Genomic DNA, 20,376 nt, shown 5'->3' with positions numbered 1-20,376 from the left:
GTCCAGAGGTGCCGGATCAGCGGCGCGGCTTGCGTCTCGGTGCGCGCAACTGTACGCGCTTTTCAATCTCGGCGAACAACTCCGCCGCGACGTTACGCGCTGTAACCCCCTCAATGCCTTCGAGACCGGGAGAGGAATTTACCTCCAGCACCTTCGGCCCGTCTTCCCCGCGCAGCAAATCGACACCGACAAAGTTCAGTCCGAGGGCCTTGGCCGCGCGAACAGCCGTTTCGCGTTCGGCCTTGGAAATGCGTACTTTTTCGCCAGCGCCGCCCTGATGGAGGTTGGAGCGGAATTCCCCCGCGGCCGCCACGCGCTTCATCGACCCCACGACCTTGCCGCCAATGACGAGACACCGGATATCCTCGCCGTTTGCCTCCTTGACGAAGTGCTGAACGAGAAAATTGGCTTTGAGATTCCGGAACGCGGAGATCACACTATCCGCCGCCTTTTGTGTCTCGGCCAGCACGACGCCCTTGCCCTGCGTGCTTTCCAGCAATTTCACGATCAGGGGCGCCTTGCCGACCAGATTGATCAGGTTCCCGTTGTCCTTTGGCGAGGAGGCGAAGGCGGTTGCCGGCATGCCGATCCCGTTGCGCGCCAGTACCTGATGGGCCGCCAGCTTGTCGCGCGAGGTACCGATGCCGTGGCTGGAATTGACGCAATAGGTACCGATGGTTTCGAACTGGCGGACAACTGCCGTGCCGTAGGCGGTGATGGATGAGCCGATCCGGGGAATTACGGCGTCATAACGTGGCAACCGTTTGCCGTCGTAGTGCACTTCGGGTGCACTCTGATTGATCGCCATGTAACAGCGGGTGGTATCAATCACCTCGATCACGTGGTCGCGTTTCGTGCCTTCCTCCACCAGCCGTCTTGTAGAATAATTGTTCTCGCGCGAGAGAACCGCAATGCGCAGGGCGCGTTTCGGCGCGGGTTGGCGATTCTTGAGATAGACGTCGTAATCCAGCTCGGGCTGAAAGAACCTTTCACTCGGCTGTACCAGAATTTCCGGCCGTAGCGCCTGACGTCCCAACAGCATGCGGGAGGCCATGCTGCTGCGGTCGGTCAGAGTTACCTCGATCGGCCAGCTTTTTCCCCCGACCTCAATGACAGTCTCGATCACGTAGCGATGCTCCGTTTCGCCGTTGGAACTGGTCACGTCGCGGGTTTCCAGCAGCGGGGCGGATGACGACACTTCAATATCGTCGCGGCCGGCAACCGGATGAACCGTGAAACGTACGCGGGGCTTGGCCGCGGGCCCGAAAGGTTCGATATCGAAAGCATGCAGCGCGGACGTCCGGGCGCCGGTGTCGATCTTCACCTTGAGGGCGGGCAGGCCAAGGTCCGGCAGGGATACCCATTCCTCCCAGCCCAAGGTCAGCGGTTTGTCGAATTGCGTATCATCCATGGAATTCGCCTCGAGGTTCTGCAAAAGAGAGTCTTAGACAGGGAGTTTGACGTGACAGAGACAGCATTCGGGTTCCAGATTGAAGCCACGGACGGCAAGGCCCGCACCGGGGTGCTCCGCACTCCGAAGGGCGATATACGCACGCCCGCCTTCATGCCAGTGGGAACTGCCGCAACGGTGAAGGCAATGATGCCGGAAAGCGTTGCCGCCACCGGCGCCGATATCTTGCTTGGTAACACCTATCACCTGATGCTGCGCCCGGGGGCCGAACGTGTCGCCTCCCTCGGCGGGCTGCACAAGTTCATGAACTGGAACAAACCGATCCTCACCGATTCCGGCGGGTTTCAGGTCATGAGCCTGGCTTCCTTGCGTAAACTCACAGAAGACGGCGTGCGCTTCAAGAGCCATATCGACGGCAGCGAATTTCACCTGACGCCAGAGCGTTCGATGGAAATTCAGCGTCTGCTCGGGTCTAATATCGTGATGTGTTTCGACGAGTGTCCGGCGCTACCCGCAGACCGTCAGCGCATCGCCGAGAGCATGCGCCTGTCAATGAGATGGGCGGCACGGTCGCGCGCGGCCTTCGGCGACCGGCCCGGATACGCGCTGTTCGGCATCCAGCAGGGTGGGCTGGAGGAAGACTTGCGCGCCGAGAGCGCCGCCGCTTTGTCGGACATCGGTTTCGAGGGCTACGCAATCGGCGGCCTCGCAGTCGGGGAGGGGCAGGAGGCGATGTTTGGCGTACTGGACTATGCGCCGGGCCAGTTGCCCGCGGACAAGCCCCGCTATCTTATGGGCGTCGGCAAACCCGACGATATCGTTGGCGCCGTGCTGCGAGGCGTGGACATGTTCGACTGCGTCCTGCCATCGCGCTCCGGCCGAACCGGTCAGGCGCTGACGCGAACGGGGGCCATCAACATCAAGAATGCCCGCCACGCCGACGATCCGAACCCGCTGGACGAGGAATGCACATGCCCCGCATGTTCGAACTATTCACGGGCGTATCTGCACCATGTGTTCAAGTCGGGCGAGATCATAAGCTCCATGCTGCTGACCTGGCACAACCTCCACTACTACCAGGAGTTGATGGCGGGATTGCGGGCGGCCATTGCGAGAGGGCAGTTAAGAGAGTTTGTAAATAGGTTTTACTTACTGCGGGAGAAGTGAAAGAATTAACCTGCCTAAAGAATGATCAAAAATATATTAATATCCATTTCTGCCTTTTTAGGGTCGCAATCTCTCAGGTAGAATTGCATTGTGAGAAAGACATGTGAATCACCCTTAACGAGTTCGTAGTTACCGGTTTATCCCCAGATGAGAGCGTGGTCTCTCATTGTAACCAAGACTTTATGGAGTGCCCCCCCATGCCTTCTGTCCTTATCCTTGATCCGTCGTCCGTAACCATCAGCGGCGGCAACATTACCATAACAGATACGACCACCTCCGTTCTGAATATCGATGACAATGATGATTACTTCGATGGAGACGCTGACGGCGTCTTCGGAGGCGGCGATACTGTCGAAGATATCACGCAGCAAGTGAGCGGCGAATATACCTACATCGAGACGGCCTATACCTTCGAGAACAACGGCGTCACGCAGACGATCTACGCCATCGAGGCCAAGTCCGCCATCCTCGGTGGCACCAGCACGCTCGTGGGCTATGCCGTAGGCAATTCCGGCACGCCGCTGGTTGCCGGTGGCCCGGTCAGCTTCTCATCTCAGGATATCGGATTTGTCGCTGTCGATCCGATCGACCCGCTCCTCCAGATCACGTTCGACGGGGCGACGCCGCCCGAATACGGCGATCTTCTGACGTGTTTCACCGCCGGCACGATGATCGAAACCGCTCAGGGCCCCTGCATGGTCGAGGATCTTGAACCCGGTGATCTCATCAAGACTGCAGACAATGGCTACCAGCCCCTGCGCTGGATTGGTCAGACGACCGTGGCAGGGCAGGGTGCCCACGCACCGGTACTGTTCCGCAAGGGCGCACTGGGCAACACGCGTGACCTTCTGGTTTCTCAGAACCACCGGATGATGCTGACGGGCAGCCACCTGGAAGCCCTGTTCAGTTCACCTGATGCGCTCGTTGCTGCGCGCCATCTCGTCAACGACAGTTCAATCCGCGTCGTGCCTCACGCGAAAGTGACCTACATGCATCTGCTGTTCGACAGCCATGAAGTCATCTTTGCCGAAGGCATTCCCAGCGAAAGCTTCCATCCTGGGGCCGCGGAAGATGCAATTTCCGATGAGACACGGGACGAAATTCTCTCGCTGTTTCCGGAACTTGCGGGCGACCTTTCCAGCTATGGGCCGAGCGCGCGCAGAACCCTGACGGCGCTGGAGGCAGCCGCTTTCCTCTGATTTCTCCATCAAATCCCCCCCCAGGAAGACCGGCGTGAAGCAATCCAGCTTTTCGCCGGTTTTCTTTTGTGCGGGGTGGGGAGTGGTTTAGGGTTGTGGCGGGGAAACAATCAACCAAGGAGTGACGACATGTCTGCGCCACGCAAGAAGGCGAGTGACTTCCATCCGCGCCTGCTCGAACTCTACGACGGATACGTCCACGGGAAGATAACCAAGCGTGATTTTCTCAGCAGCGCCGGCAAGTATGTTGCCGCTGGCGTCACTGCGGCAGCCGTGCTCGAAAGCCTCCAGCCGAACTACGCTCTCGCCCAGCAGGTGCCGCCGGATGATCCCGACATCGAAACGATGACGGTCGAGTATGATAGCCCGGAGGGCCACGGGACCATCAGCGGACTGATGGCCAAACCCGCCGGTGCGACCGGCCCCCTGCCTGCGGTGCTGGTCATCCACGAGAACCGAGGTCTGAATCCTTACATAGAGGATGTCGTGCGCCGCGCAGCCAAGGCCGGATACCTGGCCCTTGGTCCGGACGGGCTTTCGCCTCTCGGAGGCTATCCTGGAACTGATGACGAAGGCCGTGAACTGCAGCGGCAACTGGATAGTACCAAGCTGATGCAGGATTTCTTTGCCGGCTTCGAATTTCTTCTGGGCCACGAGGGAAGTACCGGCAAGGTCGGAGCCGTCGGCTTCTGCTATGGCGGTGGTGTCTGCAACGCGCTGGCTGTCGCCTATCCCGAAATGGGCGCATCGGTGCCATTCTACGGACGTCAACCCGATGCAGCCGACGTTCCCGCGATCGAGGCGCCGCTGTTGATCCATTATGGTGAACTTGATGAACGCATCAACGCCGGCTGGCCGGCCTACGAGGCGGCGCTGCAGGAACACGGCAAGACCTACGAGGCCCATATCTATGCCGGGGCAAACCATGGTTTCCACAACGACACCACGCCACGCTACGATGAAGATGCGGCAACCCTCGCATGGGAGCGGACACTAGCCCATTTCGCGAAATATCTTGCCTGACGATAGTCTCACCTGCATCTGATCCTTCACCACGATCCAGTGAACATGGAGGCGACAGATGCGTGAGGAAGAACACGTCATTGCGGCAGGCGATGTAGCGCTTGCCGCAACACTGGCCTTGCCGGAGGGTGAGGATCAGTGGCCGGTCGTGCTGATGGTCCATGGCTCCGGTCCGCTTGATCGAAATGAGAACGTACCGCCGAAGCACAATCTTGATATTTTCAATACGCTCGCCCGACAACTGGCAGACGCCGGTATCGCCAGCCTGCGCTACGACAAGCGGGGGTGCTTTGGCAGCACCGGCAGTTACCGGGGCCATGGCCTGTCCGACCTCGTAGCAGACGCCCGCGCTTGTCTGGCATGGCTTGTGAAACAGGGCCGTTTTGCGGATGCATTCGTCCTTGGTCACAGCGAAGGCACCGTGGTCGTTCCTCAAATCCCGGCGGCCGAGGTTTCTGGCCTGATCCTTCTCTGCCCGTTCGCCACGCCGATGGAGACGGTCCTCCGCAATCAGGGGAGAGCCATGGCTGAGTCCATCGCCACCATGCCGGGTCTACGCGGGAAGCTGACACGGCTGATGCTCAGAATCTTCGGCACGGTCGAAGCACGGCAGGACAGGCTGATCGCCGAACTTAAAAGCCAGCGCCCGCTACGAGCCAACGCCTCCATCGGTGGCCTTTCGAAGCGGAACCTGCGCGACCATCTCGCCATAGATCACGCGAAACTCTTCGGTGCGGTTACCAGGCCGACCCTGGTCCTGTCCGCCGAACACGACATCCAGTGTCCGCCGGAAGACGGAGAGCGGATCGCGGGTATGATCGGTGCGACCGCGAACCATATACAGCTGCGAGGCCTTTCGCATATTCTGCGCACTGCGGGCCCCGATGACGGTTTCGCCGGATATGCGGAGCAGATGAAACTGCCAATCGACGCCGGCATCGCTGTTCATGTCGCCGAGTGGATACACCAGCAATCCTGAAGATTTTCGACAGACGCATTTGCATTCCCTGCAAACGTGCCTTGCACCCCGTTGCCACGCGGGCTTAGTCTTGTCCGAAGCGCTTCCATGCCTTGAATTGCAGGCAATCAGGGTACATTTGGTAGAACCGGATAAGGGGGTGCCCCCATGTTGCCGCGTGCGGGACAGTGGCACCTTGCAGAAAAGGATAGAGAAATGACCGAATTGAGCAGTGTTACCCACCCAGTCCTGCCGCTCCGCGATATCGTGGTCTTCCCGCACATGATCGTGCCCCTCTTCGTCGGGCGCGATAAATCGGTCCGTGCTCTCGAAGAGGTGATGCGCGATGACAAGCAGATACTGCTGTCGAGCCAGAAGGACGCGAGCGAGGAGGATCCCTCGCCGGAGAACATTTACGAGACCGGCGTGCTCGCCAATGTCCTGCAATTGTTGAAACTGCCGGATGGCACCGTGAAAGTGCTGGTCGAAGGCCGCCAGCGTGCCCGGATAACCGAGTTTCTCGACAATGACTCATTTTTCGAAGCGCATGCCGAGTTGATCGAGGAAACCGAGGGCGATCCGGAAACCGTAGAGGCGCTGTCCCGCTCGATCAGCGAGGAATTTGAACGCTACGCCAAGCTCAACCGCAACGTCCCCGAAGAGGCCGTGGCGGCGGTGGCGGACTCAGAAGGTTCGGCAAAGCTGGCTGACACGGTCGCCGGCCATCTCGGCGTGCGGCTGGAAGAGAAACAGGCACTGCTCGAAACCACCGACGTTGCCGAAAGGCTGGAGAAGATCTACGGCCTGATGCAGGGCGAGATGTCTGTGCTCAAGGTCGAGAAGAAGATCAAGAGCCGCGTCAAGACGCAGATGGAGCGGACGCAGCGCGAGTACTACCTCAACGAACAGATGAAGGCGATCCAGCGCGAGCTGGGCGACGGCGAGGGGGGATCGGACGATGCCTCCGAATACGAGGAGAAGATCGCCTCGACCAAGCTGTCCAAGGAAGCGCAAGAGAAGGCTGAGGCGGAGTTGAAGAAGCTGCGCAACATGAGCCCGATGAGCGCTGAAGCCACCGTGGTACGCAACTACCTCGACTGGATGCTTTCGATCCCGTGGGGCAAGCGTTCCCGCGTGAAGAAGGATCTCGGCAATGCGGAGATGATCCTCGACCGGGATCACTATGGGTTGGAGAAGGTCAAGGAACGGATCGTCGAATATCTCGCCGTTCAGCAGCGCAGTTCCAAGCTGCGTGGCCCGATCCTCTGCCTCGTCGGCCCTCCGGGCGTCGGCAAGACCTCCCTCGGCAAATCCGTGGCGAAGGCAACGAACCGGGAATTCATCCGCATTTCGCTTGGTGGTGTCCGCGACGAATCCGAAATTCGTGGCCACCGTCGGACGTATATCGGCTCCATGCCTGGCAAGATCATCCAGTCGATGAAGAAGGCCAAGACGATCAACCCGCTGATCCTGCTCGACGAAATCGACAAGATGGGGCAGGACTTCCGGGGAGATCCGGCGTCGGCGATGCTTGAGGTGCTGGACCCGGAGCAGAACAACACGTTCATGGATCACTACCTCGAGGTCGAGTATGATCTTTCCAACGTGATGTTCCTGACGACGGCCAATAGCTACAACATGCCGCGTCCGCTTCTGGACAGGATGGAGATCATCTCTCTGTCGGGTTACACCGAGGACGAAAAGGCAGAAATCGCAAAACAGCACCTCCTGTCCAAACAGCTCAAGGGCCACGGTCTGAAGAGCGGGGAGTTCGAACTCGCCGACGAAGCGCTGACGGACATCATCCGCTACTATACCCGCGAGGCCGGGGTGCGGAACCTCGAACGCGAACTTGCGAAACTGGCTCGTAAGGCCGTGACGAAGATCGTGAAGGGTACCGCGGAGAAGGTCGTCGTGACTTCTGACAATCTCGAGGACTTCCTCGGCGTCAGGCGTTTCAAATACGGTCTGGCCGAAGAAGCGGATGTGATAGGCGTCACCACCGGTTTGGCCTGGACGGAAGTCGGCGGTGATCTTCTGTCGATCGAGGCTCTCAAGCTGCCCGGCAAGGGCCGCATGAAGACGACGGGCAAGCTCGGCGACGTGATGAAGGAGAGTATCGAGGCGGCATCGTCCTACGTGCGGTCGAAATCTCCGGATCTCGGGCTGAAGCCGCCGATGTTCGAGACGGTGGACATCCATGTTCACGTTCCGGAGGGGGCTACGCCCAAGGACGGCCCGTCTGCCGGCATCGCGATGGTCACATCCATCGTATCCGTGCTGACCGGCATTCCGGTAAAACGGGACGTGGCGATGACGGGCGAGGTAACCTTGCGCGGCAACGTGCTGCCCATCGGCGGGCTGAAAGAGAAATTGCTCGCGGCTCTGCGGGGCGGCATCACCACGGTGCTGATCCCGAAGGACAATGTGAAGGATCTGCGGGACATCCCCGATAACGTGAAGAACGGGTTGGAAATCATACCGGTCGGCGACGTGACAGAGGTGTTGGCCAAGGCACTGACGAAGAAGCCGGAACCCATCGAATGGGACGAGGCTGCGGAGGCAGCGGCGGCGGCGGCAGCCAAGTCGGACACGGGGCTCGGCGGCCACGCGGCTCATTGATGCAGGATAGGGCGGGTCAGTCTGGCTCGCCCATTCTCCGGTCGGAAAGCCATTCCCGTTTACGGGGACGGCTTTTCATATTTCCTGTTCCGTGATCGCTAGCAGGAAAAGGTTTTTAATCCGCGTCCCATATGTTTCAGTCAGAGCCGATAGCTCTCTGCGTTGTTTCCTTCGGCATAATCTTACCTGAGAACTCGAAAGGCTGACCCTTCGTTTAACTATCCACATCGGCTATAGCAGTTCAGCGCGAACTCTGACCAAAGGGTCGGTACGACCGGTCCGGAACGGAAGTCGGGCGTCCGACAAAAACCGCCAACAACACTCTTGCACTCACTCCCTTCAGCCAGTATCAGGCAGGCTCCGAAAGGGTGATTAGCTCAGGGGTAGAGCGCTACGTTCACATCGTAGATGTCGGAGGTTCAAATCCTCCATCACCCACCACATACCCGGCGCGAGCCGGGCCGGGCACGGTCCGGGTGATTAGCTCAGTTGGTAGAGCGCTTCGTTTACACCGAAGATGTCGGGAGTTCGAGTCTCTCATCACCCACCACCGCCCCCTTGCGATGCCCATTTACCAAGAATTGCACGCACCTTTCGGGCGCTTTCCTTTTCACTGGTCAGCGACCGTGAAGACTATGAGTACTTTTTCCCGGCCAGTGCCGAAAGCCGCTTGACGGCCCCGTGCGCCATCCCTAGAAACGGCCCACGCGAAAGCGCAGCAGCTGCGGTTGTAGCTCAGTTGGTTAGAGTGCCGGCCTGTCACGCCGGAGGTCGCGGGTTCGAGCCCCGTCAACCGCGCCACTGCTGCTGTCGAGCCCTCGGGCTCTGGCGCTCACCGCACCGCTGCGGTTGTAGCTCAGTTGGTTAGAGTGCCGGCCTGTCACGCCGGAGGTCGCGGGTTCGAGCCCCGTCAACCGCGCCATTTCCTACGATTTTCTCCGATTTGTAAGCCGGTCGCGACAGCTTGCCGGTCGCCAAAATCTGCTTTGGCGTGGCGCCTCGGGCCTCAGGCGCTGTGCCGGTCATACTGTCAATTAGCGCCGACCTCGGATATAACCCACGGGCAGAAAAACCGAATTGACGCATTTCGTGCGGAAAGAAAGGATCGTTTTCCAATGCCAGACCCCTTCGATGTACCTGAACAAGATGGCCATGCCGATTTCAGTGACGACACATCGACGTTCGGTGACAGGATAACCGCCGCCCGCGAAGCGCTGGGGATGACGCCCTCGCAACTTGCCCGCCGGCTTGGCATCAAAACCGAGACCCTCGTCAAATGGGAAGAGGACCGGGCCGAACCACGCGCGAACAAGCTCCAGATGCTGGCGGGTATCCTGAATGTCTCCATCATCTGGGTGATGAGCGGCGTAGGCGAGGGGCCGGGCCAGCTTTCTCCGGACGAGGAAGATGAGGAAATCGGTCGGGTTCTGGACGAAATGCGTGAAATTCGCGTGGCGCAAACGGCACTGAGCAATCGGCTCGCCCGGTTGGAGAAGCGCCTGCGCAGGCGGTCCGAGGAATTGGCGTGACTCTGGAGGAAACGCCGGAAAATCGGCTGAAGCGCCTGCGGCTGCGAAGCTGGCGCCGTGGAACGAAAGAGATGGACCTGATCCTCGGACGGTTTGCCGATGTCGAGTTGCACCAACTCGATCCGGAGGCGCTGGCCTCTTATGAGCGGCTGATCGCGGAGGAAGACCAGTCGCTCTATGCTTGGTTCAGCCGCCGGGAGCCCGCGCCGCCAGAGCACGTGCAGGCGCTGGAGATGATAAGGCATTTTCATAATTTGCCATGAAATCCGGCTAATTGCCTTGCTTTAACCTGTTGTTTTGAATTGGCGTCTAAACCCTCTCGGAAACGAGACGGAGAGATGAGATGAACAGGCCTGTTGAGCAAGGCGCACTGACGCCGTCGGCTTCTTCTTCCGACGGTAATGACGAGTTTCTGAACGGCTATCTTGAAACCCTGGCAATGGTGGAGCGTCTCCACAGGCTTCTGCTGGATGTGATCAAGGATGAATTCGAGAGGTTGGGCCTTCTCGATATCAATGCGGTCCAGGCACTGCTGCTCTTCAATGTCAGTGACAATGAGGTTACGGCCGGTGAACTCAAGACACGCGGCTATTATCAGGGCTCAAACGTGTCCTACAACCTGAAGAAACTCGTTGATGCCGGATACATGCATCACCAGAAATGCAGCGTCGATCGGCGTGCCGTCCGGGTGCGGCTGACGGAAAAGGGCAGGGAAGTCTGCCGCATAGTGTCAGAACTCTTTGCCCGGCACGCAGTGGGGATCGATGAACGCAATGTACTGGGCGATGTGAGGCTGACTGTTATCAACGAGTCGCTCCGGCGTTTGGAACGTTACTGGACTGATCAGATTCGCTACATCTATTGACCCGATGCGAGGCGCATGATGGCCGGACTCACGGTGTAGCTACGCCTGTGGTGCCACGATCAGTCTCAGATCAGTGCATGCAACTGGCCATGCGGCGAGACGAGACTGCTTCCGCTCTCCCATGATCACGCTCCGATTTCATTGACTTTGCTTGAATGTCGACCGGGCATACGGACCGTTTTTGGCTCAATATGATCCCTCCTTATCGAAATCCCGCACATCATGACCTGCTTCGATGCAGGGCGGCGAAAGACCGCGCAGCCAAAAAAACGTGGGAAAATTACGTCTATGGCGCAAATAGCGCCACCATTCGGCACGAAACTTGGCTCAACACATCCAGCATTCCATGTTACGTTGTTAGAAACTAATAATTATCCGGGGCCAGTCGATTCGCGGTCACGGTGGGAAGGCTGGGCAGGGTGCCCAAGCAGGCAGTGAGAGCAGAAAGGGTCTTTCAGGATCCATGGACAGTGTGTCGTCCATAGCCGAAATTCGTGGGTTTGACTCGTTTGAGGTCAGGCTCGGAGATGAATTGCGCGGTGAACGCGCAACTCTCGGCAAGTCGCTGCTCGACGTTCAGCGCGATCTCCGCATCAAGGCTTCCTATATCGCTGCAATCGAGAACTGCGACACTGACGTCTTCCCCAACAAGGGTTTCGTCGCGGGCTACGTCCGCTCCTACGCGCGCTATCTTGGCCTCGATCCGGAAGCGGTCTTTCAACGCTTCTCTGTCGAAAGCGGCTTCTCCGGGGTCAACGCGGAGCTGACACCGCAAAAGCGGCGGGCGGGCGGACAGCAGGTTCTTTCGGGACCGGTGCGCGTCGACCGGCAGGATCCCCTCTTCAGTCCCGTCATGTCCAGCGTGACGGCTCAGGCGAGCCGGTTCAGTGACTTTTCTTTTTCAGCGCTCGGTTCTCTTCTGGTTCTTTTTGCACTGATCGGTGGTCTTGGTTACGGCGGCATGGCCGTTCTGCGTGATATCCAGCGCGTTGACATCCGCCCGATAGATCAGCGCCCGGAGGCCATATCCGACGTCACCGAGATCGTGGCGCCCGGGCAAGGCACGGTGAATGTCCTGCCGGATGACCATGCGATGCTCGGCAACACGCGCCGCGATCAGAGCTTGCAACGGATGTATGAGCCCGAGGAGCTTGCGACCCCGGTATTCACTCCGCGCGACGGGCCGATCGTGGAAATCGATCCCAATTCGATCGTCTCCGTTGCGAACCGCAGCAGCCGGCCACTTGATGGTATAGCCGCCGGATCGCAGCTCGCGGAAACCCGTGCAGCGGCACAGGAAGTCGAGACGCCGCAGGTTCGGGTGGAACCGGAAACGCCAGTGATCGCCGTTATCGCGCAGCGTCCCGCGTGGGTCCGGGTCTATCAGCAGGATGGTACAATCCTGTTCGAAAAGATTCTGGAAACCGGCGAGATGTACACGCTGCCGGCCGACACAGATGGTCCCCTGATACGCGCGGGTAATGCCGGTTCGGTGTATCTTGCCGTCAATCAGAAGCTTTACGGACCGATAGGCTCCGGCACCGGCGTGGCCAAGAATGTCTCGATGCTGCCCGGCGACGTGGCCGACGCTTTCAAGGAACTCACTGAAATTCCGGACGTGATGCAGGCCAGTCTGGCAGCAGCGGCTGCAGCCGAATAGGCTTGCTATCCGGGTGACAATCCCGGCCGGCAACGCTATCACGGGCTCAATTCTTGTACCCGTCGGGAGACGCTTTTCGATGTCGCTCAATTCCATACGTCCGTGGCGCAACATCTATCGTCGCGAAAGCCGTCAAATCCACGTGGGTTCGGTGCCCGTCGGCGGTGGTGCCCCGATCTCCGTGCAGACCATGACCAACACTTCGACACATGATGTACGGGCAACGCTGGATCAGATCATCGCTGCCGCCGACGCCGGCGCCGACATCGTCCGTGTCTCGTGCCCGGATGAGGCTTCGACAGCGGCGATGAAGGAAATCTGCCGCGAAAGCCCGGTTCCCATCGTCGCTGACATCCATTTCCACTACAAGCGCGGCATCGAAGCAGCCGAAGCCGGTGCCGCCTGCCTGCGGATCAATCCCGGCAACATCGGCAGCCCCGAACGGGTGCGGGAAGTCATCAAGGCGGCGCGTAATAATAACTGTTCCATGCGAATCGGCGTAAATGCCGGCAGTCTGGAGCGGCATTTGCTCGAAAAATACGGGGAGCCCACACCGGAGGCGATGATCGAGAGTGGGCTAGACCACATCCGCCTGCTGGAAGACAACGATTTCCACGAGTTCAAGATATCCTGCAAGGCGTCGGACGTCTTCATGGCCGTTGCCGCTTATCAGGGGCTTGCAGATGCGACGGACAAGCCGATCCATCTGGGAATCACAGAGGCTGGCGGCTTGAAATCAGGCACAATCAAGTCGGCTATTGGCCTCGGTAACCTCTTGTGGATGGGAATCGGCGATACGCTGCGTGTTTCCCTCTCGGCAGACCCGGTGGAGGAAGTGAAGGCCGGCTTTGAAATTCTGAAGTCCCTTGGCCTTCGACATCGCGGCGTCAACATCATCTCCTGCCCATCCTGCGCCCGCCAGGGTTTCGATGTCATCAAGACGGTCGAGGTCCTCGAAGAACGGCTGGAGCACATAAAAACGCCCATGTCGCTCTCCATCATCGGCTGCGTGGTGAATGGACCGGGAGAGGCGCTGATGACTGATGTGGGCTTTACGGGGGGCGGTGCCGGACATGGCATGGTGTATCTCGCAGGACAACAGGACCATAAACTCGACAACAACCAACTGGTCGATCACATAGTTGAATTGGTAGAGGAAAGGGCGGCCGCAATCGAAGCAGCCGCGGCAAGATCACCAGAGGCAGCCGAATAACATGCGCATAATGCTTATCGTCATCCTTGTCGGAATTCTCGCGATCACCGGCTATGGCGTTTACTTCATCCGCACGGTCCCACATGATCCGGCTGTCTGGCATGTCGACCCGCGCACGGTTCCGCAATCGCCGACGCCAAATTCCTTCCGCGCCGCGCCGAGTGTCATTACCGATCAGCCGATCGACATGGAACTGCCGACATACGCTGTTCCTGCGGCCAGCCTTGCCGAAGCTTTCGATACATTCGTGATGGAACAGCCGCGCGTCGAACGTGTCGCCGGGTCTGTGGAAGCGGGCTGGATCACCTATGTACAACGTTCGGAAACACTGGCGTTCCCGGATTATATCACCGTGCAATTCTACGATCTGGCCGACACACAGACATCGACACTTGCGATCTATTCCCGTTCGCGTTTCGGCCATTCCGACATGGGTGTGAACAAGGCGCGTGTCGAAGCCTGGCTAGCCTCGATCGAGAGTTTCGAGGGAACCGAGTGAGGCACTGACGCAAGTGTCGGAAACTTCACGCCACATCGGATTGTTGAGCGACATCTCGCACCGTGCGAGGAAGCGCCTTCCGCCAACATCCAGGCAGACAAGTTCGCCCATTTCCCTCCGCCCGCCTGTGCGGTCCGTACAATAGCAGTCGATCTTGCGCAGAGGCGGGGCTTCGGCCTGAATTCGGACGGTCGCGTCCGGCAAAACTTCCTTCGCCTCTTCCGCAGAGGCTGACTGCGTCATGGCGGCCAGTGCCGCACAGAGGATCACTCTGAAAATCATGTGACGAGAATAGCAAAATTGGTCGCATCTTCCTACGGGTTTGCTGTGCGGCCGCCGTGCGGACCCGCAATTTGCATTCATCCGACACGCCAATGGCTTGACCATTCCTGCGGCAGGGGCCATGGCTGTCCGCCATGATTGCCGCCGAGAAACTTTCCCAGATCGAAGACCGCTTCGCATTCGTCGAGGCGCAACTTGCCACGCCTCTCGATCCGGCGAAGCTGGCCGACCTATCCCGCGAATACGCCGAGTTGCGGCCCGTCGTAGCGGAAATCCGCGCATATCGCGCCGTCGTGAGAGACATCGCGGAGGCACGGGAAATGCTCTCCGACCCGGACATGAAGGCCCTTGCGGAAGAAGAACTACCTGCGTTGGAGGGCCGCCTGCCGCAACTGGAACACGCCCTGCACCTCGCGCTCCTGCCCAGAGATGCCGCCGATGCCCGTCCGGCAATCATTGAAATTCGCGCAGGCACAGGCGGTGATGAGGCCGCGCTGTTCGCAGCAGATCTCCAGCGCATGTACCACAAGCTGGCGGAGAATCGCGGCTGGAAGTTCGAGATCATTTCCGAGGCACAGACGGAACTTGGTGGCATTCGTGAACTCGTCGCCATCATCCGTGGGGAAGGCGTGTTCGCGCAACTTAAGTTCGAAAGTGGCGTCCACCGCGTGCAACGGGTGCCGACCACCGAGTCCGGTGGGCGTATTCACACCTCCGCCGCAACCGTCGCCGTTCTGCCAGAGGCAGAGGATGTGGACATCGACATCCCCGCTGCCGACATTCGCATCGACACCATGCGTGCCTCCGGCGCCGGGGGGCAGCACGTCAACACCACCGATAGCGCCGTGCGTATCACCCATCTTCCAACTGGCATGGTCGTCACGAGTTCGGAAAAATCCCAGCACCAGAACCGCGCGCAGGCCATGCAGGTGCTGCGCACCCGTCTGTTCGACCTCGAACGTCAGAAGCAGGCTGATGCCCGTGCGGCGGAGCGGAAAGGCCAGGTCGGATCCGGTGACCGATCGGAACGGATTCGCACCTACAACTTTCCGCAAGGCCGGGTGACCGATCACCGCATCAACCTTACTCTCTACCGTCTCGATCAGGTGATGGAGGGCGATCTGGATGAGCTGATTTCCGCACTGATGTCGGCAGACCAGGCTGACCGGCTGGCCGAACTCGACCCATGAACCGGCAGCAGCTTCTAGCCAGTGGCATCTCGCACCTGGTCGCCGCTGGCATCGACGGGGCCGCGCAGGACGCGCGCCGCCTGCTGGCTGCTGCCATCGGCTGCCCGTCGGATCGCCTTTCGCTTCATCTGGCCGAGCCGACAACGGAGGCGGAAGAAGAGCGGTTCACTACGTTCATCACGGCGCGCGCAGCCCATCAGCCTGTCGCTCAGATCATCGGCAAGAGAATGTTCTGGGGCAGGGCATTCATCGTCACCCCTGATGTGCTGGATCCGCGGCCGGAAACCGAAACTCTTGTCGCGCATGCCCTGCAGGAACCCGCACGCCGAATTCTTGACCTCGGTTCAGGTACGGGCTGTATCGCCTTGAGTTTGCTTGCGGAATGGCCAACGGCAACCGCTGTTCTGGCCGACGTCAGCACCGCGGCACTTGCGGTTGCGCAGCGTAACGCAGACGCACTTGAGGTGAGCGGACGCTGCGAGTGTGTCGCGTCCGATTGGTACACGGCGATTGAGGGCCAGTTCGACCTGATCGTCTCCAATCCCCCCTATATTTCCGCGGCAGAGATGCGGACGCTCAGCGCCGACGTGGTGGATTGGGAGCCGCATGTCGCCCTCACGCCCGGCGGTGACGGGCTGGACGCATATCGCGCCATTGCCGGCGGCGTCACGTCCCACATCGCCCCCGGCGGGCGCCTGATGCTGGAGATCGGCCCGTCGCAAGCCAACGCCGTTTCGGACCTCGTAGCGGCAACCAGGCCGGCCGATCTGTCGGTATTGCAAGACCTTGATGGCCGGGATCGCGTGGTCTGCGCAGTCTATTGATGCTTTGTCGCAACGTCCGGTGAACTTTCCTGTTGTTTTTCTGGATACGACCGTTATTAGTATTTGTGCTGACGCTGGATGTGCTCTTCCGCGTCCGTGCGCCTTAACCCAAAATCAGGCATTTTGTCGCCTTAAAGGGGCAACAGAGCACGAGATTGCCGCGCGTTGCGCGGCTGCTCCGGAAAAAAGAAATCAAAACCTCATGAGATCTTCGAACAAGTCGCGTTCACGCAACAAGAACAACAATCGAAATCGCAGTGTCGGCAACGTAGTCAACCGCGTCTTCGACAGCGCAGGGCCGGAAGGCAAGGTGCGCGGAACGCCGCAACAGATTATCGAGAAGTACCAGGCACTGGCACGCGATGCCCAGTTGTCCAACGACCGTGTCGCCGCGGAAAACTTCCTCCAGCACTCGGAGCATTACACCCGCCTTCTTGGCGAGGCGATGCGCGAGCAGGCGGAGCGCCAGCAAGAGCAGGAGGAGCGGCAACGCAACTCCGGCAATCAAAACCAGAATGGTGGCCAGCAGGCCAATTCCGGTGGTGGTAACAACGGCAACCCGGGCAACGATCAGCCGGATGGCGGTCAGCGCTCCAACAATCAGCAGCCGCACAACTCCGACGACAAGAGAGACACCTCTTCCGATTCCGCTCTGTCGGTCGAGGGCGAAGACTCAACAGCCGAGTCGGGCCTTGTCGACACGCCGGAGAGCGTCGCCGAAGCCGCGCCCGTCAAGAAGCCGCGCACGCGTACGCGACGCCCGGCCAAGCCGAAGGAAGATGCGAAACCTGACACCACTGCGCCGGAACAGACGGCTTCCGCGTCGGAGTGAGGTTTCTGGCGGCCAGGCATTGTCCGCCGATTCTCGCCGCTAGCTCCGCGGCACAGCGCTGAGACGACAGAAAGCCTCCAGACCGATCTCCTCGGCCCGCGCGGTCGGGGCAATTTCCGCGCTTATCAGGGCCGCTTCGGGATCTGCGAAATGGCCCTTCAGCGCAGCCCGCAGCATCTTCCGCCGTTGTCCAAACGCCTTGGCCACCACCGATTCCAGCGCTGCTCGGTCCGCCGGGTAACGCGGTGCTGACAGCGCTTCCAGATGCACGACGGCGGAGGTTACTTTTGGCGGTGGCGTAAACGCCTGTGGTGGCAACTCAAACGCCAGCCTCGGCTCCGTTCGCCAATGCGCCAGCAGCGACAAACGTCCGTATGCCTTGCTGCCAGCCTGAGCCACGATCCGGTCGGCCACCTCGCGTTGGAACATCAACGTCAGCGATTGCCAGAACGGCGGCCATGCCTCGGGCGTCAACCAGCGGATCAGAAGTTCTGTACCGATGTTGTAGGGTAGGTTGGCGGCGATACGGACCGGGCCGTTCAAATGCGGCAGGGGGTCGATCTCCAGCGCATCCCCTTCCAACACTGTCAATCGGCCCGGATAGGCGGCTGCAATCTGTTGCAGCGCCGGGATACAGCGGGCGTCGCGTTCGATTGCCACGACGTGTCGTGCCCCCTCCATCAGCAGCGCTCGCGTCAGACCTCCCGGTCCAGGGCCGATTTCAAGCACATCACAACCCGACAGATCGCCCACCCGCCGTGCGATCTTGCGGGTGAGGTTGAGGTCCAGCAGAAAGTTCTGGCCAAGCGACTTGCGTGCCGACAACCCGTGTTCGGCGATCACCTCCCGCAGCGGCGGCAGTCCATCACTCATCGTGCACGCATTCCGGTCATGCTCGCGGCCATCTCGATCGCCGCGATCAGGCTTTCGGCGGAGGCGATACCGCGTCCTGCAATGTCGAACGCAGTGCCATGGTCCGGCGACGTACGAATGAACGGCAGCCCGAGCGTCGCGTTCACGCCATGTTCGAAATCCAGCGTCTTGATCGGGATGAGCGCCTGATCGTGGTACATGCAGACCGCGAGATCATAACCCGCCCGCGCCGCCGGATGAAACATCGTGTCGCCGGGCAGGGGGCCGCGCAGATCCATCCCCTCACCGCGCAACCGCTCCAGCACCGGCGCGATGACACTGGCATCCTCGTGCCCCATGGTCCCGCCTTCGCCGGCATGCGGGTTCAGACCCGCAACGGCAATCCGTGGTTCGGGCAGGCCGAAATCGGAGATCATCGCGTGATGAGCGATCCGTAACGTCTGTTCCAGCACTTCCGGCGTCAGCGCCGCCGGCACGTCGCTTACAGGAATATGGATCGTCACCGGGATCACCCTCAGCGCCGGTGCTGCCAGTAACATGACCGAGCGGGAGACACCTGCCAGATGGGCCAGAAACTCCGTGTGCCCCGGAAAGGCGAACCCAGCGCCCTCTCTCAGCACCAGCTTGGAAATCGGGTTTGTCACCACAGCCGATGCCACGCCGGAATGCACCTGTGCAACCGCGGCCTCGATACTGCCAATCACGGCGGCAGCGTTGCCAAGATCCGGCGTTCCGGCGGTTACTGGGTTGGCCAGCGGCAGGTCGAGCACGGGCAGGGCGTCCGCAAACACTGCCGCAGCATCGTCTGGCGCGGTAATTGCCGCCACCGTCTGCCCGCTGCCGGCGGCCAATGCCCGCATGTGGCGGACATCGCCAACAAGGTAGAACGGTGCGCCATTTTTCAGCCGGGCGTGGGCGGCTAGGCTCAGTTCCGGCCCCACTCCGGCCGGATCACCCATCGTCAACGCGATCGGGGCTGGCATGACGGATTCAGGAACGCCGCTCGATCACGGCGTCCCCTCGCAGGTCCTGCAGATAGCCCTGTCCGAGCGTGTTCATACGTTGATTGAATAGCCGTTGCCGCAGGGCCTCGCGCTCCTCCGGCGAGGTTTCGTTAGACCGGGCGCAAAGCATCACCAGCACGACACCCCGGCTATCCTCCTGAATCTCGATATCACCCGGGTCCATCTGCGAAAGGAGCAGGCTGATGCTTTGTGGTACGGCCCCAACCGGCGTCGGTTCACTGCGACCGCTGCCAATGCCGAATTCGTCTGCCCTCTGGTCGAGGTCTCGGCACAACTCCGTGTCCGAGCGGATGCGCTCCGCCTGGTTCCGGGCCGCATTCACGGCCCCGTCGGCGGCATTCTGTGAAAGTGGGATGATCAATTCACTGTAGGTGACGGTCAGTGGCCCGTCGCTTGTGGATTCGCGGGCTTCTTCACGCACGTCCAGTAGTTTCAGGATGGAAACGCCGCGCGTAATCGGGATCGGCGCGGTCACTTCTCCGACCTGCAGGGCCAGGATCTGTGCCGCGACCTGTGGCGGCAGCGCCGTCTCCGGCAGCCAACCAAGCTTACCATCCCGCGCCCGCGACGGTGTCTTGGAATAACGCCGGACCGCGCCGGTAAAATTGCCGCCACGGTTCAACTCTCGAGAAAGTCGCCATGCCGTGTCCATCGTTTCCTCCTCGCCGTTTTCGGCGAAGGGCATCCCGATTTCCTGCAACAGCACGCTCTTCTGCAGGCCTCTGTCGGCCAGCGCAAGCGCAGCATCAAGATCGTTTTCTGTCGGCGTCGCCTGCCGGCGGAACCGGCTCTGGACCACCGAGCGCCATGTGATGCCCGCCCGGATGAAGGCGTTGAATGTTTCCGGCGCCACGCCACGGGCTTGGAGGGCATTGCGCAGGACCTCCGCCGTCAGTTCCCGTCGGCCGGCAAATTCCTCGGCCGCGCTCTCAACGGTTTCGTCGTCGATTTCCAGGCCCAGTGTTTCAGCCGCCTGTAGTTGCAGCCGGTCACTGATCAACTGCTCTTCCGCCAGCGCCAGCACATCGCCGCCCGCACCGAAAACTTCCAGCATCCGCGCCCGCTGTTCCAGTTCGTATCCGGTAATCACGCTCTCGTTCACGACGACAACCGGCGCATAGGGCGTCCCGGATTCCTGCGCTCTCGCCGGTTGTGCGAAAGGGGTGAGGGCGATCAGCAGGCTGGCTACAAGAAGTCTCTTCAC

At 60.2% G+C, this 20,376-nt stretch carries 19 protein-coding genes and 4 tRNA genes; 18 read left to right on the top strand and 5 right to left on the bottom strand.

What is annotated here, in order from left to right; translation table 11 throughout:
- Positions 1–16: 16 nt before the first annotated feature.
- Positions 17–1,411: a 30S ribosomal protein S6--L-glutamate ligase gene (rimK, locus tag GO499_RS06850; protein WP_161861501.1), complete on the bottom strand. Its 1,395-nt coding sequence runs from the start codon at positions 1,409–1,411 to the stop codon at positions 17–19.
- Between the two features lie 51 nt (positions 1,412–1,462).
- On the opposite strand from rimK, the gene tgt reads away from it, so the two are divergent.
- The 15 genes from tgt to GO499_RS06775 all read left to right on the top strand — a co-directional run bounded on the left by tgt (position 1,463) and on the right by GO499_RS06775 (position 14,146).
- Positions 1,463–2,578 carry a tRNA guanosine(34) transglycosylase Tgt gene (tgt, locus tag GO499_RS06845; RefSeq protein ID WP_161861500.1) on the top strand — a complete coding sequence of 372 codons (1,116 nt, stop codon included), beginning with the start codon at positions 1,463–1,465 and terminating at the stop codon, positions 2,576–2,578.
- Between the two features lie 197 nt (positions 2,579–2,775).
- On the top strand, positions 2,776–3,777 hold the full coding sequence (locus GO499_RS06840; protein WP_161861499.1) for a Hint domain-containing protein: 1,002 nt from the start codon (positions 2,776–2,778) through the stop codon (positions 3,775–3,777).
- 129 nt (positions 3,778–3,906) lie between these two features.
- Positions 3,907–4,800 (top strand): YghX family hydrolase, encoded by an 894-nt coding sequence (gene yghX, locus GO499_RS06835; protein WP_161861498.1) that lies wholly within the window; start codon positions 3,907–3,909, stop codon positions 4,798–4,800.
- Positions 4,801–4,858: 58 nt separating this feature from the next.
- A complete protein-coding gene (locus GO499_RS06830; protein WP_161861497.1) occupies positions 4,859–5,779 on the top strand; it encodes an alpha/beta hydrolase family protein in 921 nt (306 codons plus the stop codon).
- 195 nt (positions 5,780–5,974) lie between these two features.
- Positions 5,975–8,380 (top strand): endopeptidase La, encoded by a 2,406-nt coding sequence (gene lon, locus GO499_RS06825; RefSeq protein ID WP_161861496.1) that lies wholly within the window; start codon positions 5,975–5,977, stop codon positions 8,378–8,380.
- Positions 8,381–8,746: 366 nt separating this feature from the next.
- Positions 8,747–8,821: transfer RNA gene (locus GO499_RS06820), tRNA-Val, on the top strand.
- 33 nt (positions 8,822–8,854) lie between these two features.
- Positions 8,855–8,930: transfer RNA gene (locus tag GO499_RS06815), tRNA-Val, on the top strand.
- 174 nt (positions 8,931–9,104) lie between these two features.
- A tRNA-Asp gene (locus tag GO499_RS06810) sits at positions 9,105–9,181 on the top strand.
- Positions 9,182–9,225: 44 nt separating this feature from the next.
- A tRNA-Asp gene (locus tag GO499_RS06805) sits at positions 9,226–9,302 on the top strand.
- A gap of 193 nt (positions 9,303–9,495) precedes the next feature.
- Positions 9,496–9,909, top strand: a complete 414-nt coding sequence (locus GO499_RS06800) for a helix-turn-helix domain-containing protein (protein WP_161861495.1) — start codon at positions 9,496–9,498, stop codon at positions 9,907–9,909.
- A complete protein-coding gene (locus tag GO499_RS06795) occupies positions 9,906–10,172 on the top strand; it encodes a succinate dehydrogenase assembly factor 2 (protein ID WP_431309887.1) in 267 nt (88 codons plus the stop codon). Before GO499_RS06800 ends, GO499_RS06795 begins: the two co-directional genes overlap by 4 nt.
- Positions 10,173–10,252: 80 nt before the next feature.
- A complete protein-coding gene (locus tag GO499_RS06790) occupies positions 10,253–10,774 on the top strand; it encodes a MarR family winged helix-turn-helix transcriptional regulator (protein ID WP_161861494.1) in 522 nt (173 codons plus the stop codon).
- Positions 10,775–11,306: 532 nt separating this feature from the next.
- Entirely contained in the window at positions 11,307–12,434 is a 1,128-nt protein-coding gene (locus GO499_RS06785; protein WP_161861493.1) for a helix-turn-helix domain-containing protein, read from the top strand.
- 79 nt (positions 12,435–12,513) lie between these two features.
- Positions 12,514–13,647: a flavodoxin-dependent (E)-4-hydroxy-3-methylbut-2-enyl-diphosphate synthase gene (ispG, locus tag GO499_RS06780; protein WP_161861492.1), complete on the top strand. Its 1,134-nt coding sequence runs from the start codon at positions 12,514–12,516 to the stop codon at positions 13,645–13,647.
- A gap of 1 nt (position 13,648) precedes the next feature.
- Entirely contained in the window at positions 13,649–14,146 is a 498-nt protein-coding gene (locus GO499_RS06775) for a DUF1499 domain-containing protein (protein WP_161861491.1), read from the top strand.
- Here the strand turns inward: GO499_RS06775 and GO499_RS06770 are convergent.
- Complete coding sequence (locus GO499_RS06770) at positions 14,111–14,416, bottom strand: hypothetical protein (RefSeq protein ID WP_284154914.1); 306 nt, start codon at positions 14,414–14,416, stop codon at positions 14,111–14,113. The genes GO499_RS06775 and GO499_RS06770 overlap by 36 nt on opposite strands.
- A 146-nt stretch (positions 14,417–14,562) precedes the next feature.
- On the opposite strand from GO499_RS06770, the gene prfA reads away from it, so the two are divergent.
- From prfA to GO499_RS06755, 3 genes are read left to right on the top strand one after another with little or no spacing between them, the layout of a single operon-like run.
- A complete protein-coding gene (gene prfA, locus GO499_RS06765; protein WP_161861490.1) occupies positions 14,563–15,618 on the top strand; it encodes a peptide chain release factor 1 in 1,056 nt (351 codons plus the stop codon).
- Positions 15,615–16,442 (top strand): peptide chain release factor N(5)-glutamine methyltransferase, encoded by an 828-nt coding sequence (gene prmC, locus GO499_RS06760; RefSeq protein WP_161861489.1) that lies wholly within the window; start codon positions 15,615–15,617, stop codon positions 16,440–16,442. The genes prfA and prmC overlap by 4 nt, the downstream gene beginning before the upstream one ends.
- Complete coding sequence (locus tag GO499_RS06755; RefSeq protein ID WP_284154913.1) at positions 16,408–17,274, top strand: DUF4167 domain-containing protein; 867 nt, start codon at positions 16,408–16,410, stop codon at positions 17,272–17,274. The genes prmC and GO499_RS06755 overlap by 35 nt, the downstream gene beginning before the upstream one ends.
- Before the next feature lie 39 nt (positions 17,275–17,313).
- Here the strand turns inward: GO499_RS06755 and rsmA are convergent, their stop codons facing one another.
- Genes rsmA through GO499_RS06740 form a run of 3 tightly spaced genes read right to left on the bottom strand, consistent with a single transcriptional unit; the run spans position 17,314 to position 20,376 of the window.
- Positions 17,314–18,147, bottom strand: coding sequence for a 16S rRNA (adenine(1518)-N(6)/adenine(1519)-N(6))-dimethyltransferase RsmA (gene rsmA, locus GO499_RS06750; RefSeq protein WP_161861488.1), 834 nt, complete (start codon positions 18,145–18,147; stop codon positions 17,314–17,316).
- Positions 18,144–19,130 carry a 4-hydroxythreonine-4-phosphate dehydrogenase PdxA gene (gene pdxA, locus GO499_RS06745; protein WP_161861487.1) on the bottom strand — a complete coding sequence of 329 codons (987 nt, stop codon included), beginning with the start codon at positions 19,128–19,130 and terminating at the stop codon, positions 18,144–18,146. The genes rsmA and pdxA overlap by 4 nt, the downstream gene beginning before the upstream one ends.
- Positions 19,131–19,137: 7 nt before the next feature.
- On the bottom strand, positions 19,138–20,376 hold the full coding sequence (locus GO499_RS06740; protein ID WP_161861486.1) for a peptidylprolyl isomerase: 1,239 nt from the start codon (positions 20,374–20,376) through the stop codon (positions 19,138–19,140).

Origin of the sequence: Algicella marina, from assembly GCF_009931615.1 — a bacterium.
GTDB classification, from domain to species: domain Bacteria; phylum Pseudomonadota; class Alphaproteobacteria; order Rhodobacterales; family Rhodobacteraceae; genus Algicella; species Algicella marina.
Note: the sequence above shows the minus strand (reverse complement) of the source record. Positions and strands in the feature narration are given on the sequence as shown.